Below are 13,807 nucleotides of genomic sequence, written 5' to 3' on the forward strand. Positions count from 1 at the left end.
GCCACGAACTATATTAGTTCGTGGCACGAACTGCAAACTCCCCGGCCGGAAAACCGGCGCGGTCCTACTGGCGGCGAGCGGCCGACGCCGCCTCGTCCAGCTCCAGGAAGACCACCGGCACCTCGTTGTCCAGCACGACCCGGCCCAGCAGACCGGCCAACGCCTCGCGCTCGGCCGGGGCGAGGGTCGCCGGCAGCTCGTCGATCCGCCGGCAGGTCTCGGTGTAGAACTCCTCCGCGAGCCTGCTCCCGCGCGGCGTGAGCGCGACCCGCACCGCACGCGTGTCCTGCGGGTCGGGCTCGCGCCGGACCAGGCCGTTCCGCTCGGTGCGGTCCACCAGGCCGGTCAGGCTCGACTTGGCGAGGCCGAGCATCGTGCTCAGCTCGCCCATGCCGTACGGCTGCACCATCAGCACGCACAGTAGCTGGCCCTGCTGCGGCGTGAGGCCGTGCTCCCGCCCCGCCTGGGCGTACACGGCATTCACCAGGAACGAGGTTCGCACCAGGGCGGTCACCAGACCCAGCCGGCCATCCTGCTTACCCATCAGTACAGGGTAACACCGTGATCCACCGCAGTTCGTACGACGAACTACAGTTTTGCGGCGACACGGTTTCGTGCGGCGACATCGAGGCCCGAACAGCTCAGCCGGTGACGAGCCCCCGCGTGTAGGCGAGTGCCGCCGGCTCGAACTGGAGCGCCGCGTGCGAGGCCGCCGCGTGCACGTCCCGCCAGATACGCTGCATCGCGTGGGACGTGCCCTGGCCGCGGGTTCCGGTCACCCGGAAGAGCCGGTCCACCGCTCCGACCAGGATCTCCACCGCGAGCGTGCTGTCACGGTGGCTGCGCTCGGCCCGGCCGTCCGCGAGGCCGCCCAGGTCGGCGGTGTCGGCGACCCGGGACAGCAGCAGCTCGGCCGCGTCGATCTCGCCCGCCGCGCGGGTGAAGGCGATCAGGCTCGACTCCCGTGACGCCGCACGGGCCCCGCTCGGCCGGTCCGCGAGGTGCCGTTCGGCCAGCCGCAGCGCGCCGCGGGCCGCCCCGAGGATCGGTGCGGCGAAGGTCAGCCCGTTCACCGAGAACAACGACGCGGACTGGGCCGTGGTCCCGGGACCGGACAGCACGCCCCGCCGCATGTCGTCCCAGACGAACGTCCGGCACTCCGGCACGAACGCCCGCTCCACGACCAGGGTGTGGCTGCCGGTGGCGTTCATGCCGACCGTCGACCAGGTGTTCAGGTAGGTGAACGAGTCCCCCGGCACGGCGAACACCAGGACCGACCGGTCGCCCTCGCGCGGCGGCGCGGAACTCACCAGCGCCCAGTCGGCGAACTCGACGCCGCTGACGTACAGCCACCGGCCGGACAGCGACCAGCCGCCGTCGACGGGCTCGGCCTCGACACCGGCCGCGACCATCGAGCTGACCAGCCGGGTGTCCGGGCCCTTGGCCCAGACCTCCTCCTGCCCCCCGACCGGCAGGTACGCGCCGAACCGCCCGTTGTACGCCGACAGGGAGGCGATCCAGGCGGCGGACGCGCAGCCTTCGCCGACCGCCGCCACCGCCTTCGTCACCGCGGCGAACGTGGCGTCGCCGCCGCCGAACCGCCGCGGCACGAAGCAGCCGGGGAAGCCCGCCGCCGTCAGCGCCTCGACGGTCTCGTTCCCGATGCCGCCGGCCGCGTCCGAGTCCGCAGCGTCCCGACCGGCCAGGTCGGCGGCGGAGGCGATCGCGTCCGCGTCCGGCCACGTGCCCCCCGCGGTCACGACCGGCCCCGGATGTACTCAAGTCGGCCGAAGTACAGCTCGGCCGTGGTGGCGGAGTCCGGCGGCGACGGTCGCCGCGGCCTGCCCAGGAAGGCGTGGAAGCTCTCCTCGTCCGCCCACTGGGCGTACTTGACCACGTGCTCGCCGGAAAGCCCCCGGTGCACGGCGTGGGACACGTGTCCCGGCACGTCGCCCAGGCCCGGTTCGTCGTGGGTCATCTCCGCGAGCACCGCGGCCTGGTGCTCGGGCGGCGTGCGGACCACGATCACCACCGTGAACCACGGCTTGTCGGCGGACAGCTCGGGCGCCGGATCCCAGGTGTGCACCACCTCGCACGCCACGCTGTCCATCCGGGAGAAGGCCAGGGCTTGGCCGAGCCGGTCCTTGGTGCCGGACTCGCCGCGGAAGGCGTCGTAGTCCTCCCTGCTCTCCCACTGCGCGTAGTTGACCACCGAGCGGCCGTCGAAGCTGCGGTGGAAGTTGCCCGCGACGAGGCCCTTCTGCGTGTGGGCAGGCGGCAGGCTCCGCCACTGGTCGAACAGCAACTGCTGCTCCTCGGGTCCGGGGGTGTGGAAGATGTTGAACAGCGTGAGATAGCCGTCCTCCACCCTGATGGAACTCATGTCGTCTCCCTGGTCAACAGCATCGGGTCAGGACCTCGGCCGCACGACGGCGCGCCACCGGTCGGCGGTCGGAGCCGGCGGTCGGCGGTCGGCGGTCAGAGCCGGCAGTCGGAGGTCGGGTCAGGCGGAGTAGGGGCGCACGGCGCGGGCGTCTTTGAGGGCGGTGGCCCACCAGGCGAGCTTTTCGAGCATCACCTTGGCCGGGGTGGCGGCGCCGGCGGTCCGCAGGCTCCCGTCCGGGCCGAGCTGTTCCCACACCGCGTGGAAGCTGACGGTGTCCCGGATCGTCGTCGCGTGCAGCTCGGCGAACACCTGGCGAAGCTGCTCCACCGCCCGCAGACCGCCGGACAGGCCGCCGTAGGACACGAACCCGACCGGCTTGGCCTGCCACTGCGTGCGGTGCCAGTCGATCAGGTTCTTCAACGGCGCGGTGAAGCTGTGGTTGTACTCCGGCGTGATCACCGCGAACGCGTCAGCCGCCGCCAGCCGCCCGCCGACGTCGGCCGACACCTCGTCCTGGCCGGGCTCCGGCCGCCGGGTCAGCGACAGCGGCAGCTCGAACTCGGCCGGGTCGAGGACGTCGACGTCGAACACGCCGAAGGCGCGGGCCTCGTCCTCGAACCAGCGCGCGACGGCGGGGCCGGACCGTCCTTCGCGGACCGACCCGATGATCACGGCCAGCCGCAGGTCTTCCTCGGACATGGGGCTTCCTTCCTTCGTGCCACGGGATCGGCGATGGAACGCGGAACGTGCAAAGCGGTCGCGCCGACGAAGCGGACAGGCGCGACCCCGCCCCTGCGACGTGGTGCCGCGGTCAGGCCCGGCGGCCGGACCGCATCGCCCGCATGTCGGCCACCCACCGGTCGGGGTCCTGGGCGCGGAGGCGGAACGAGTCGGCCGCCTCCGGGTGCGGGTAGATGTGGATCCGGTTCGCCTCGACGCCCGCGAGCGCGATGTCCGCGACCTGCTCCGGCTCCAGGACGGTGGAGAACGACTTCAGTACCGCCAGTTCCTCGTGGTCGGTGACGCTCGCGGTCAGCATCGGTGTGTTGACCGCCTGCGGCAGCAGGCACGAGACGCCGATGCCCCGGTCGCCGTACTGGACCGCCAGGTGCTCGGCGAACGCGACGGCCCCGTGCTTGGCCACGGTGTACGGGGCCGCGCCGAACGCGGTGAGGACACCGGCCGCGGCGATCGTCTGGAGCAGGTGCCCGCGACCCGCTTCCAGCATCGCCGGGAGCACCGCCCGCGCGGCGTACACGTGCGCCATCAGGTTGACGTCGATCGCACGCCGCCAGTCGTCGTCCGGAGCCTCGAACCCGCCGATCACCGTCAGGCCCGCGTTGGAGACGAACAGGTCGATGGCCCCGAACCGCTCCCGGGTGACCGCGACCAGCTCCTCCACGGCGCTCTCGTCGGCCACGTCGGCGCGCACCGCCATCGCGCCGTCCCCGAGCGCGGACGCGACCTCCTCCGCGCCGTCGCCGTCGAGGTCGGAGACGACGACCCCGCGTGCCCCGGCGTCGCGGAGCTTTTCGGCGAGCGCCTTGCCGATGCCGCTCGCGGCGCCGGTGACGACCGCGACACTGCCTTCGATCTTCATCTCACAGGCTCCCGAACGGGTTGGTGATGACGTAGCGCCACTCGCCGCCGGCGTTCTTCCTCAGCACGTCGAGCCCGCGCCCGCGCCCGGTCATCTCCGGGGCGCCCGGCACCTCGATGCTCCAGTCGACGACGAGCGCCGCGGTGTCACCGGCGACATAGCTCTCGCGCACCTCGGCCGACAGCCTCGGGTCCTTCTTCAGGAACTCGACCACGGCCTCCCGGTGCGCCGCACCGCTGACCGCCTTGCCCGGCTCCCACACCGCCGACGCTCCCGGCGCGTACACCGCCATGATCGCGTCGACATCGCGCTCGTTGTACGCGTCGAGGTACTTCTGGTTCATCGCCGCCGGCTCGGCCGGCTCGGGCGCCGGGCCCGCCGGACCCAGTTTCCGCACCTCCAGGTCCTGCGCCAGGTAGTCCATCCGGGCGGCTAGGAACTCCTGCATGTACGGCTGGGCCAAGTGCCGGGTCAGGTCCTCTTCGGACGCCCACATCTCGTAGAAGACGAACTGGTCGGCGTCGGCCAGGTCCTGGTGGATCCAGCTCTGCAGGCAGCCCTCCTCGCCGCGCGACCGCTCGGCGAGCGTGACGAGGAGGGCTGCCAGCTCGGCGGCTTTCCCGGGTTTGGCGCGGGCGAAGCCCACCGCCGACAGGATCGTGCTCCGCACGTCGGTCTCCATCGCGCTCCGCATGTCGGTCCTCTCAGCTCAGCAGCGTGCCGCCGGTCGCGTCGACGAACGCGCCGGTCATCCAGCGGGCGTCGGCGGACGCGACGAAGGCGACGATGTCGGCCACCTCGGCGACCTCGCCGACCCGGTTGAACACGGACAGCGCGGCCATCCGCTCGACCGCCTCCGGGTTGTCGAACACCGGGTCGCCGTTGTCGGTCACGCCGGGGGCGACCGTGTTGACGGTGATCCCGCGCGCCGCGAGGACCGGGGCCAGGTGCAGCGTGATCTGCTCCAGCGCGCCCTTGCTCATCGCGTACGCGATCTGCTGCGGGAACGTGGAGTGCGTGACGCCGGACGAGATGTTGATCACCCGGCCGCCGTCCGGGATCAGCGCCAAGGCCTGCTGGATGAGGAAGAACGGCGCCTTGGCGTTGACCAGGTAGCAGTTGTCGATGATGTCCTCGGTGACCGCGTCGGGCCCCGCGCCCGCGAAACCGGTGGCGGCGGCGTTGTTCACCAGGACGTCCAGCGTCCTGGAGCCGGTCAGCTCGACGAGGCCCGCCTCGACCGCGGCCAGCAGCCCTGCCACCGAGCCGGGCGCGCCCAACTGCGCCTGCGCGGCGAAGGCACGGCCACCCGCGGCCTCGATCAGCGCCACGGTCTCCTTCGCCGCGGCCTCGTTCGTCGCGTAGTTCACGGCGACGACGGCCCCGTCCCGGGCGAGCCGCAGCGCGATGGCCCGCCCGATGCCCCGGCTGGCCCCGGTGACCAGTGCCGTCTTGTCGTGCAGCCTGCCCATGGATGGCCTTTCCGCTAGGTCGAATACGAAAACCCGATATCGCCGACCGTCGACCGGAATCGACTAGCCGTTTTCCTGCGCGATCGCCTCCCGCACCGCGGGGACGATTTCGCCGCCCCACCGGCCGAGTGAGACGAGATCCGTGGTGCCGCCTTTGGGCGAGAAGAGCAGGAATCCCGACGCGCCGTGCGCCAGGACGGCCCCGGTCAATTCCTCCACCCACTGGTCGACGGAGCCGCCGAGCCAGCGGCCGGCGCGGTCCCGCGGGGAGGCCACCGGCCGGTCGGTGATCTGCCCGGGAAGGTTGAAGATCGTGCGTACCTCGCGCGGGTCGCGGCCCGCGGCGGTCGCCGCGTCGTCGATGACCGGCCGCGACTCCCGGTACCGCTCGCTGAGCCAGTCCGCCGCGTGGCCGGGGATCCAGCCGTCCGCCACCCGGCCGGTCGCGGCGAGCGACTTCGGGCCGACCGACCCGGTCCACACCGGCGGCGCGGCCACCGGAGCGGGCTCGATCCGGTTCACCCGGTAGTGCCGACCCTCGTGGGTGACCGGCGGCCCACCGCCGGACAGCTTCTTGACCAGCACGATCGCCTCCTCGAAGGCGTCCACGGCGGCGCTCGGCGACAGCCGCGGCACGCCCATGTCGGCGATCCGGTCCCACAGCCCGCCCGCGCCCATGCCGAGCACGACCCGGCCGCCGGAGAGCGCGGACAGCGACGTCACGGTCCGCGCCAGCATGGGCGCGGGCCGGGTCGGCAGGTTGCTGACGTTCGCGAAGCCCGCGAGCCGCCGCGTGCCGCCGAGGACGAACCCGAGGGCGGCGTACGCGTCGAGCCGCGTGCCGATGTAGGGGTGGTCCGACAGCGAGAACAGGTCGAGCCCGTCCCGGTCGGCCTGCTGGGTCATGCGCAGCAGCTCCGGCCCGTCCTCGATGCCGCTGTGCGCGCCGAAACCGAAGACGATTCCTTGTACAGACAACTGCCCGACCTTTCCTTGGATGAGGCTATTGCGCACAGCCTGGCACAGGCCGGTGGTTCAGAGTGCCGATTTCCCGATTGCGGAAACCATGGTGTGGAAGTGGTATCGGCGACCCGCGCCGGCCGCTGCCTGACCCATGTATTCCAACAGCGGCTCGATCACCTCTTCGATGTGCGCGACCGCCTCGGCCTCCGACGCCCACTCGGACAGCAGGAAGATCCCGCTGCCGTCCGCGGCGACGTGGAAGTTGGCGGCGAGCGCGCCGGGGTAGGCCCGGTCCGCGCCCTCGTTCTGCTCCTCGTTGTCGAGCAGCCCGTCCACCCACTGGCGCGCCGCTTCGCGGTTGTCCATGGCGAAGACCGCGGCCGGGAAGCACCGGGCGAGCGGGACGGGGTCGGGCAGCGCGGCGGGCTGGACCCTCCGGTACAGCTCGTACGCCTTGGGCGCGCCGGGGGCGATGCCCGCGGTCGCCCAGTCGAACCGCGCGGTGCTCCCCGGCTGCCGCAGGTGCTCCGCCAGCGCCTCACCCGACGACCACTGCGCATAGGTGAGCAGCGACTTGCCGTCGGTCCCGGTGAACAGGGACTGGGCCACCAGGCCCGCGGGCCACTCGGCGGACTCCCAGTGCCCGACAACCTTCGCCGCCGCGGCCCGCTGGCGTTCCACGTCGTCGGTGAAGACCTCTTCGACCAGGGCGACGGCGACGTCGTCGCGTTCGATGGTCGGCCGGATGTCCGTTGCGGTGAGCATGCTCGACTCCTCGGGGGGCTCGCGGGGTGCTTCAGCGGTCCTTGTGGCCGACGACCAGGACGTCGTCGTGGAGGTCGGCGACCTCGGCGGTCTCGGGCCGGAAGCCCGCCTGCGCCAGCCAGCCGTGCAGCTCCTGCACGGAGTACTCGTGGCCGCCACGGGACCAGACGAGCATCGCCAGGCCCGCCAGCACGCCGTGCATCGAAGGCTGCTCCCCGCCCGCCATCGGGTCGTAGACGAACACCGCGCCGCCGGGCCGGAGCGAGTCGTAGGCGTTCTTCAGCAGCCGGACGCGGTCCTCCACGCCCCAGTTGTGCAGCACGTGGCCGAAGACGAGCACATCGGCCTCGGGCAGCCGATCCGTGAAGAAGTCGCCGCCGTGGAACGTGATGGACGGGGCCACGCCGCCCAGCCCGGCCATGTGCCGGGTGAACGCGGGCTCCAGCGGGGGCAGGTCGAACACCGCGCCGGTCAGGTGGGGGTTCGCCGAGACCACCTGGTGCGCGAAGTTGCCGCGCGCGCCGCCGACGTCGACGAAGGACTTGTAGCGGCTCCAGTCGAACCGGCTCATCGCCAGTCCGATGGGTGTGGTGAGCAGGTCCATGCTGTCGAGGAAACCGTCGGTGGCGTCCGCGTCCCGGTACAGCGTGTCGTACGGGTTGCCTTCGACGGCCGCGTGGTTCTGCGGCTGCCCGGTGCGCAGCGCGGTGGCCAGCCCGTCCCACGCGGGGTTCAGCTCCTGGTCGCAGAACCGCAGGTAGCCGCCGAGGTACGCCGGGCGGCCACGGACCAGGAAGGCGTCGGCGACCGCCGAGTTGGCGAACCCGCCGTCGGCCGACTCCAGCAGACCGAGGTGGCGGAGCCCGACGAGCAGGTCGTTGGCGCCGCGCGGGACCAGCCCGAGGTCGGCGGCGAGTTCGGCGGAGGTCGCCGACCGGCCGGACAGCGCGGTGAAGACGTCGTGCTCGACGGCGGCCAGCAGGATCTTCACCTGCCAGTAGCCGGCCATCAGCCCCATGATCGGTCCGGGGTGCGTCGACTCGGGGTGCACGGCCGGCTCGGACGTCTGGGCAGCCATTTCGGGGAACCTCCTGGGTTTTGGGGGTGCGGGCGGGAGGAGATGCGGGCGGCCGGTGGTCAGCGCGGTGCGCCGCTCCGGGTGAGCCCGGTCGGGCGGCCCGCGAGCGCGGTCACCAGTCCGAGCGTCCCGACCACCGTGACGAGCGTGAGCGCCGCGCGGACACCGCCGAGGTGGCTCACCAACGCGACGAGTGGCAACAGCAGGCCCGCGCCGAGTTGGACGCAGAGCTGGTACAGCGACACGGCAGCGCCCCGGTCGGCGATGTCCACCGAGGCCGTGGCGTGCATGTTCAGGGCGGTGAACGCGCAGCAGAAGCCCGCTTCCACCAGCAGCACGGTCGGCAGCATCCCGAGCGCGTACGGACTGTCCTCGGGTCTGGCCGCATACAACACGTAGCCGAGGAACGGGAACAGGGCGCCGAGCGCGATGAGCCGACCGGTCCCGTACCGGGCGATGAGCCGACCCGCGAACGGCACGGCCAGCACCAGCGGGGCGCACGCGGGCAGCAGCGCGAGGGCGGTCTGCCACGGAGTCCAGCCGAACACGCGGTGCGCCTGGAAGGTCATCAGCACCAGCACGCTCTGGTAAGTGCCGTTCAGCGTGGCGGCGACGAGCGCGGAACGCCGCAGCGCGGGGTTGCGGAGCAGCGCGGGCTGCGGCGTCCGGGGTGGACTCACGGTGAGGTCGTGCGGGAGCACGTATCGGCCGAACACCAACAGCACCAAGGCGACCGGGGCGGGGAAGACGAAGATCCAGCGCCAGTCCTGCTCGACCAGCAGGCCGGCGAGGAGCAGCCCGGTGGTGAAGCCGACCGCGCCGAAGAACGAGTACACCGACACGGCCCGCCGTCGCTGCGGCCCTTCGGGGAAGGTCTCGCTGATGATCGCCAGCCCGGCCGGCGCGGTCAGGGCCGCGCAACACCCTTTGACGACGCGGACCGCGACGAGCAGCGCCAGACCGTCGACCAGACCGCCCGCGACCGAGGTCAGCCCGAACACCGCCATGGCGGCGAGGTAGGCCCGTCGTCGTCCGATCCGCGCCGAGACCCGTGGCCCGATCAGCAGCAGCGCGGCGAACCCGAGCGCGAACCCGCTCATCAGCCACTGGACACCCCACGGCGTCAGCCCGAGCCGGCCGGCGATCGTGGGCAGCGCGATCAGCACCACCGACACCTCGATCGCGTCGAGGAGCATGTTGCCGGACAACACGAACAGCAACGACCACCGACGCGCACCCCAGCGCACCGACGATGCCGTGCCGGTGCGGCTCACCACGGCAACACCTGTCCTTCGGGCGTGCCGTTCTCACCCAGGAAGGTGGCTGTGGGGCCGTCGTCGTCGAGCGTCGCCAGCAGCACCGGGATGCGCGCGCCCTGCTCGGCGCCGAGCACACCGTTGTGCCCGTTGATGTCCGTCGCGACGAAGCCGGGAGAGGCGGCGTTGACGAGGATGCCGGTTCCGCGCAGTTCGTTGGCGTAGGTCAGGGTGACCGCGTTGAGCGCGGCCTTGGAGGTGCTGTACGAGAGCATGGTCGGGAACTCGCCGGGCCGGTGCACGCCGGTCGGGTCGAGGTTCCCGGCCGCCGCCGCGAGCGAGCCGACCACACTGCTGACGTTGACGATCCGCGCGGAACCGGCCCGGCGCAGCAGTGGCAGCAGCGCGTTCGTCACCGTGATGACGCCGAACACGTTGGTCTCGTAGACCCGGCGCACCTGCTCCGCCGGGGTCTGGCTGGGCGGCTGCACCGGGCCGCCGACACCGGCGTTGTTGACCAGGACGTGCAGGAGGCCCACCTCGGTCAGCAGCCGCTCGGCCGCCCGCGCGACGGACTTCTCGTCGGTCACGTCGAGGTGCAGGAAGCGCACGTCGAGACCGTCGGCGCGCAACGCCCGCTCGGCGGCCAGGCCGCGTTCCTCGTCGCGGGCGCCCAGGTACACGACCAACCCGCGCTCGGCGAGCTGCCAGGCGATCTCGCGGCCGATGCCCTTGTTGGCCCCGGTGACAACGGCGACACGTGCGGCGTCGGAGGACATGGGTTCCTTCCTCACACTGGGTCGGGGGTCGTGGTCAGCCGAGCAGCGTGCCGCCGGTGGCGTCGATGAAGGCCCCGGTGATCCAGCGGGCCTCGTCGGTCGTCAGGAAGGTCACGACATCGGCCACGTCACCGGCCTCGCCGACCCGTTTGAACGCGGACAGCTCGGACATCGCGTCGACGGCCGCCGGGTTGTCGAAGATCGCGCTGCCGTTGTTGGTGATGCCCGGCGCGACGCTGTTGATGGTGATGCCGCGCGGCGCGAGGAGGCGCGCGAGGTGGAAGGTGAGCTGCTCCACCGCCCCCTTGGTCATCGAGTAGGCGAGCTGCTCGGGGTTGGCCGTGCGGGTCAGGCCCGAGGAGATGTTGACGATGCGACCGCCGTCGGGCATCAGCTCCAGTGCCCTCTGCACGATGAAGTACGGCGCCTTGGCGTTCACCGCGAAATAGCGGTCGAAGTCCTCGGGGGTGAGTTCGTCGGGTGCCTGGCCGGTCGTGGTCACGGCCGCGTTGTTGACCAGGACGTCCAGCTTGCTCTCCCCGACGCGCTCCTTGAGACCTCGTTCCAGGGCCAGGAACAGCTCGTGGACGTCGCCGGGGACGCCGAGTTCGGCGCGGACCTTGAACGCGCAGCCGCCTTCGCCCTCGATGTGACCGACGGTCTCATCGGCCGCCGCGTCGTCGACCGCGTAGTGCACCGCGACCAGGGCGCCCTCGCGGGCGAGCCGGATCGCGGTCGCCCGGCCGATGCCGCGACTGGAGCCGGTGACGAGAGCCGTCCTGCCGGTGAGCCTGTCCATGGTCGATCTCCCGAGGGTGAGGGTGAGGGTGTCCGGGATGCGGGCGTCCGGGATGCGGGCGTCCGGGATGCGGGCGTCCGGGGTGGGTGGTCGCGGTCGTTCCCGGATGTCGAGACCGCTGATCGCGCCGGCGAGGTGGCGGCGGACGGCGCCGAACTCCAGCAGCTCGCCGACGACTTCCCGCAGCGCGGTGACTTCCTCGGCGCCGAACAGCAGGTGCGCCTGCGCCGCGATGTTGGCCAGCGTGCGGGCCCCGGCCGCGTGCCGCTCGGCGTGGTAGCGGTCGAGCAGGCCCGGCCGGGCCCGGCCGGTGACCTCGTGCGCGAGCTTCCAGCCGAGGTTGGCCGCGTCCTGGAGGCCGAGGTTGAGGGCCTGTCCGCCGACCGGCAGCTTGCGGTGCGCGGCGTCGCCGGCGAGCAGCACCCGGCCGCGCCGGTACTCGGTGACCTGCCGGGAGGCGTTGTCGAACCGGTTGAGCCACAACGCCCGCCCGTGGCCGATGTCCTCCCCGGTGACGGCGTGCCACGCCTTGGCCAGCCGGTCGAAGTCGAGATCGCCGGTGACCGGTGCGCCGTGCTCGTGGACCATGAGCCGGGTCGTGCCGTCGGGCCTGCGGTAGGCGGTGGCGACCCCGCCGGGGTAGCGCCGCAGGCGGCGGTCGGCGAGGTCGAGGCCCGCCACGTCGGCGCGCAGCATCTCCTTGTCGGCGTCCCGGCCGGCGAAGTCGAAGCCGCCCAGTCCGCGGACCGTGCTGTCCTCGCCGTCGCAGCCGACCACGTAGGACGCGGTGAGCCGGTACGGCTTCCCGTCCGGCCCGCACACCGCGATCCGCACGTCGTCCGCCGTGCCGGTCAGGCCGGTCACCCGGTGGCCGCGCCGGATCTCGGCGCCCAGGTCGAGCGCGTGCCGCTGGAGCACGGCCTCCAGGCGGCTCTGGAGGCACTCCCACTGACCCGCGTACGGGTGCTCCCCATCGGCGTCCGCGAGGTCGAAGCGCAGGCCGCCGAAGTGGCCGGGGCCCACCGCTGGCAGCTCCCCCAGCCGGGTCAGCAGGCCGCGGTCGGCGAAGATCTCCATGGTGCGCGCGTGCAGGATCGACGCCCGCGACTCGCCGGTCGGCTCGGCCAGCTCCTCCAGCACGAGGGCACGCGCGCCGTTGGCGCGGAGTTCGGCCGCGAGGAACAGGCCGACCGGTCCCGCGCCGACCACGACGACCGGGACGCGCCCCGTCACCGACGCCGCCCGGAGGCCGGACCGAACCAGCGGGCCAGCGACGAGTCCACGTTCCGGTGGCTGCCGGGCGCGGTCCAGGCGACGTAGCCGTCCGGGCGCACCAGCACCGCCGTGACGCCGGTGAGCGTGGGCTCCGGCGGCACGCCGGGGGTGGCGGTCACGATGTCGACCCGGTCCCGCCAGCCCTGTGCCCGGCGGCGCAGCACGGCGTTGTCGGCGAAGTCGAGCAGCACACCACGGCCCGGCCGCAGCAGCTCGGTGCTGCTCGTCGCACGGTTGCCCACGGTCAGCGGCAGGTGTGGCAGGCGCACGCCGAGGAGCGGGTTGGCGCCGCCGCCCACGTCGTACCGGATGTCCAGGCCGCTGACCTTGGCCGCCAGGTGCCGGGCCACCTCGGGGTACCGGATCAGCTCGGACAGGACGTCGCGCAGCGGCTGCGCCTCGGCCCCGCCCAGCACGAGCAGGCTCTGCGCCCGGGTGTTGGCGAGCATCCGGCGACCCACCTCGTGGCGTTCGGAGTGGTAGGTGTCGAGCAGCGCCTCGGGCGCGTAGCCGTGCAGGACCAGCGCCAGCTTCCAGCCGAGGTTGTACGAGTCCTGCACGCCGGTGTTCATGCCCTGCCCGCCGGCGGGCAGGTGCACGTGCGCGGAGTCGCCCGCCAGCAGCACCCGGCCCCGGCGGTACTCGGTGACCTGCCGGGTGGCGTCGCCGAACGCGCTGACCCAGACCGGCTCGGCGTGCGAGATGTCGTCGCCGGTGAGCCGTTTCCAGAGGTCGGCGACTTCGGCGAAGGCGGGCGGCCCGGTCCGCCGGCGGGGCGGCGCGCCGCGTTCGCCGACGATGACCCGGTGGATGCCGCCGGCCAGCCTGGCGACCATCACGAAGCCGTCGCCGACCTGCCGGCCGGTCATCCGCGGTTCCAGGTCGACCCCGCGCAGGTCGGCGAGCAGCATCTCGGTGGTGGCCTCGGTGCCCGGGAAGTCGAACCCGGCCGCCTTGCGCACGCCGCTGCGACCGCCGTCGCAGCCGACCAGGTAGCGGGCCTCGATCCGCCGCTCGCCGCCGGGGCCGCGCACGGTGACCGCCACGTGATCACCGAAGTCTTGCAGCGCAAGGAATTCGTGCCCGCGCCGGATGCGCGCGCCGAGTTCGGTCGCCCGGGCCTCCAGGGCTTCTTCGGTGACCGACTGCGGAACGGTGCGGGCCGCCTCGTGCGCCGCGCCGAGGACGCCGATGTCCAGCGGCAGGCCGCCGAAGTGCCCGGTGTTCCCGGTCTGGTAGTCGCCGAGCCGGCGCAGCAGTCCGCGCTGGTCGAACACCTCCATGGTGCGGGTGGTGAACCCGATACCCCGGGACTCGCCGGTGCATCGCGGATGCCGCTCCACGACCACCACGTCGATTCCCGCGAGGCGCAGCTCCCCGGCGAGCATGAGCCCGGCGGGACCTGCCCCGACAATGACCACCGAAGCGTCCATG

14 protein-coding genes are annotated in these 13,807 nt (G+C 72.6%); all 14 read right to left on the minus strand.

The annotated features are described in order from the left end of the window. Window positions 1–64: 64 nt before the first annotated feature. The 14 genes from ACQPZF_RS23250 to ACQPZF_RS23315 all read right to left on the minus strand — a co-directional run bounded on the left by ACQPZF_RS23250 (window position 65) and on the right by ACQPZF_RS23315 (window position 13,806). Window positions 65–544 (minus strand): MarR family winged helix-turn-helix transcriptional regulator, encoded by a 480-nt coding sequence (locus ACQPZF_RS23250; RefSeq protein ID WP_433260130.1) that lies wholly within the window; start codon window positions 542–544, stop codon window positions 65–67. Window positions 545–641: 97 nt separating this feature from the next. After that, window positions 642–1,760 carry an acyl-CoA dehydrogenase family protein gene (locus ACQPZF_RS23255; protein WP_433260131.1) on the minus strand — a complete coding sequence of 373 codons (1,119 nt, stop codon included), beginning with the start codon at window positions 1,758–1,760 and terminating at the stop codon, window positions 642–644. Continuing rightward, window positions 1,757–2,383: an antibiotic biosynthesis monooxygenase family protein gene (locus ACQPZF_RS23260; RefSeq protein WP_433260132.1), complete on the minus strand. Its 627-nt coding sequence runs from the start codon at window positions 2,381–2,383 to the stop codon at window positions 1,757–1,759. Before ACQPZF_RS23260 ends, ACQPZF_RS23255 begins: the two co-directional genes overlap by 4 nt. Before the next feature lie 120 nt (window positions 2,384–2,503). Then, complete coding sequence (locus tag ACQPZF_RS23265) at window positions 2,504–3,085, minus strand: NADPH-dependent FMN reductase (protein WP_433260133.1); 582 nt, start codon at window positions 3,083–3,085, stop codon at window positions 2,504–2,506. 112 nt (window positions 3,086–3,197) lie between these two features. Next, window positions 3,198–3,986 (minus strand): SDR family oxidoreductase, encoded by a 789-nt coding sequence (locus ACQPZF_RS23270; RefSeq protein ID WP_433260134.1) that lies wholly within the window; start codon window positions 3,984–3,986, stop codon window positions 3,198–3,200. 1 nt (window position 3,987) lies between these two features. Continuing rightward, window positions 3,988–4,656: an antibiotic biosynthesis monooxygenase gene (locus ACQPZF_RS23275; protein ID WP_433260135.1), complete on the minus strand. Its 669-nt coding sequence runs from the start codon at window positions 4,654–4,656 to the stop codon at window positions 3,988–3,990. A gap of 34 nt (window positions 4,657–4,690) precedes the next feature. Further along, entirely contained in the window at window positions 4,691–5,458 is a 768-nt protein-coding gene (locus tag ACQPZF_RS23280; RefSeq protein WP_433260136.1) for an SDR family oxidoreductase, read from the minus strand. A gap of 63 nt (window positions 5,459–5,521) precedes the next feature. Continuing rightward, window positions 5,522–6,436 carry an LLM class flavin-dependent oxidoreductase gene (locus ACQPZF_RS23285; protein WP_433260137.1) on the minus strand — a complete coding sequence of 305 codons (915 nt, stop codon included), beginning with the start codon at window positions 6,434–6,436 and terminating at the stop codon, window positions 5,522–5,524. Between the two features lie 57 nt (window positions 6,437–6,493). After that, the gene (locus tag ACQPZF_RS23290; RefSeq protein WP_433260138.1) at window positions 6,494–7,186 is read right to left on the minus strand and encodes a hypothetical protein; all 693 of its coding nucleotides are present in this window, start codon (window positions 7,184–7,186) and stop codon (window positions 6,494–6,496) included. A gap of 31 nt (window positions 7,187–7,217) precedes the next feature. Continuing rightward, window positions 7,218–8,264: a methyltransferase gene (locus ACQPZF_RS23295; RefSeq protein WP_433260139.1), complete on the minus strand. Its 1,047-nt coding sequence runs from the start codon at window positions 8,262–8,264 to the stop codon at window positions 7,218–7,220. 59 nt (window positions 8,265–8,323) lie between these two features. Further along, window positions 8,324–9,541: an MFS transporter gene (locus tag ACQPZF_RS23300; RefSeq protein WP_433260140.1), complete on the minus strand. Its 1,218-nt coding sequence runs from the start codon at window positions 9,539–9,541 to the stop codon at window positions 8,324–8,326. After that, a complete protein-coding gene (locus ACQPZF_RS23305) occupies window positions 9,535–10,299 on the minus strand; it encodes an SDR family oxidoreductase (protein ID WP_433260141.1) in 765 nt (254 codons plus the stop codon). The genes ACQPZF_RS23300 and ACQPZF_RS23305 overlap by 7 nt, the downstream gene beginning before the upstream one ends. Before the next feature lie 34 nt (window positions 10,300–10,333). Further along, a complete protein-coding gene (locus ACQPZF_RS23310; protein WP_433260142.1) occupies window positions 10,334–12,331 on the minus strand; it encodes an SDR family oxidoreductase in 1,998 nt (665 codons plus the stop codon). Further along, complete coding sequence (locus ACQPZF_RS23315; protein WP_433260143.1) at window positions 12,328–13,806, minus strand: FAD-dependent monooxygenase; 1,479 nt, start codon at window positions 13,804–13,806, stop codon at window positions 12,328–12,330. The genes ACQPZF_RS23310 and ACQPZF_RS23315 overlap by 4 nt, the downstream gene beginning before the upstream one ends. Between the last annotated feature and the right edge of the window lies 1 nt (window position 13,807).

It is taken from the genome of Actinosynnema sp. CS-041913, assembly GCF_050942485.1.
Taxonomy (GTDB): domain Bacteria; phylum Actinomycetota; class Actinomycetes; order Mycobacteriales; family Pseudonocardiaceae; genus Actinosynnema.

Bases quoted from the DNA above. Each gene is read 5' to 3' on its own strand.
- ACQPZF_RS23305 (WP_433260141.1), bottom strand. From the start codon at position 10,299: ATGTCCTCCGACGCCGCACGTGTCGCCGTTGTCACCGGGGCCAACAAG.
- ACQPZF_RS23250 (WP_433260130.1), bottom strand. From the start codon at position 544: ATGGGTAAGCAGGATGGCCGGCTGGGTCTGGTGACCGCCCTGGTGCGA.
- ACQPZF_RS23270 (WP_433260134.1), bottom strand. From the start codon at position 3,986: ATGAAGATCGAAGGCAGTGTCGCGGTCGTCACCGGCGCCGCGAGCGGC.
- ACQPZF_RS23280 (WP_433260136.1), bottom strand. From the start codon at position 5,458: ATGGGCAGGCTGCACGACAAGACGGCACTGGTCACCGGGGCCAGCCGG.
- ACQPZF_RS23260 (WP_433260132.1), bottom strand. From the start codon at position 2,383: ATGAGTTCCATCAGGGTGGAGGACGGCTATCTCACGCTGTTCAACATC.
- ACQPZF_RS23315 (WP_433260143.1), bottom strand. From the start codon at position 13,806: ATGGACGCTTCGGTGGTCATTGTCGGGGCAGGTCCCGCCGGGCTCATG.
- ACQPZF_RS23290 (WP_433260138.1), bottom strand. From the start codon at position 7,186: ATGCTCACCGCAACGGACATCCGGCCGACCATCGAACGCGACGACGTC.
- ACQPZF_RS23295 (WP_433260139.1), bottom strand. From the start codon at position 8,264: ATGGCTGCCCAGACGTCCGAGCCGGCCGTGCACCCCGAGTCGACGCAC.
- ACQPZF_RS23265 (WP_433260133.1), bottom strand. From the start codon at position 3,085: ATGTCCGAGGAAGACCTGCGGCTGGCCGTGATCATCGGGTCGGTCCGC.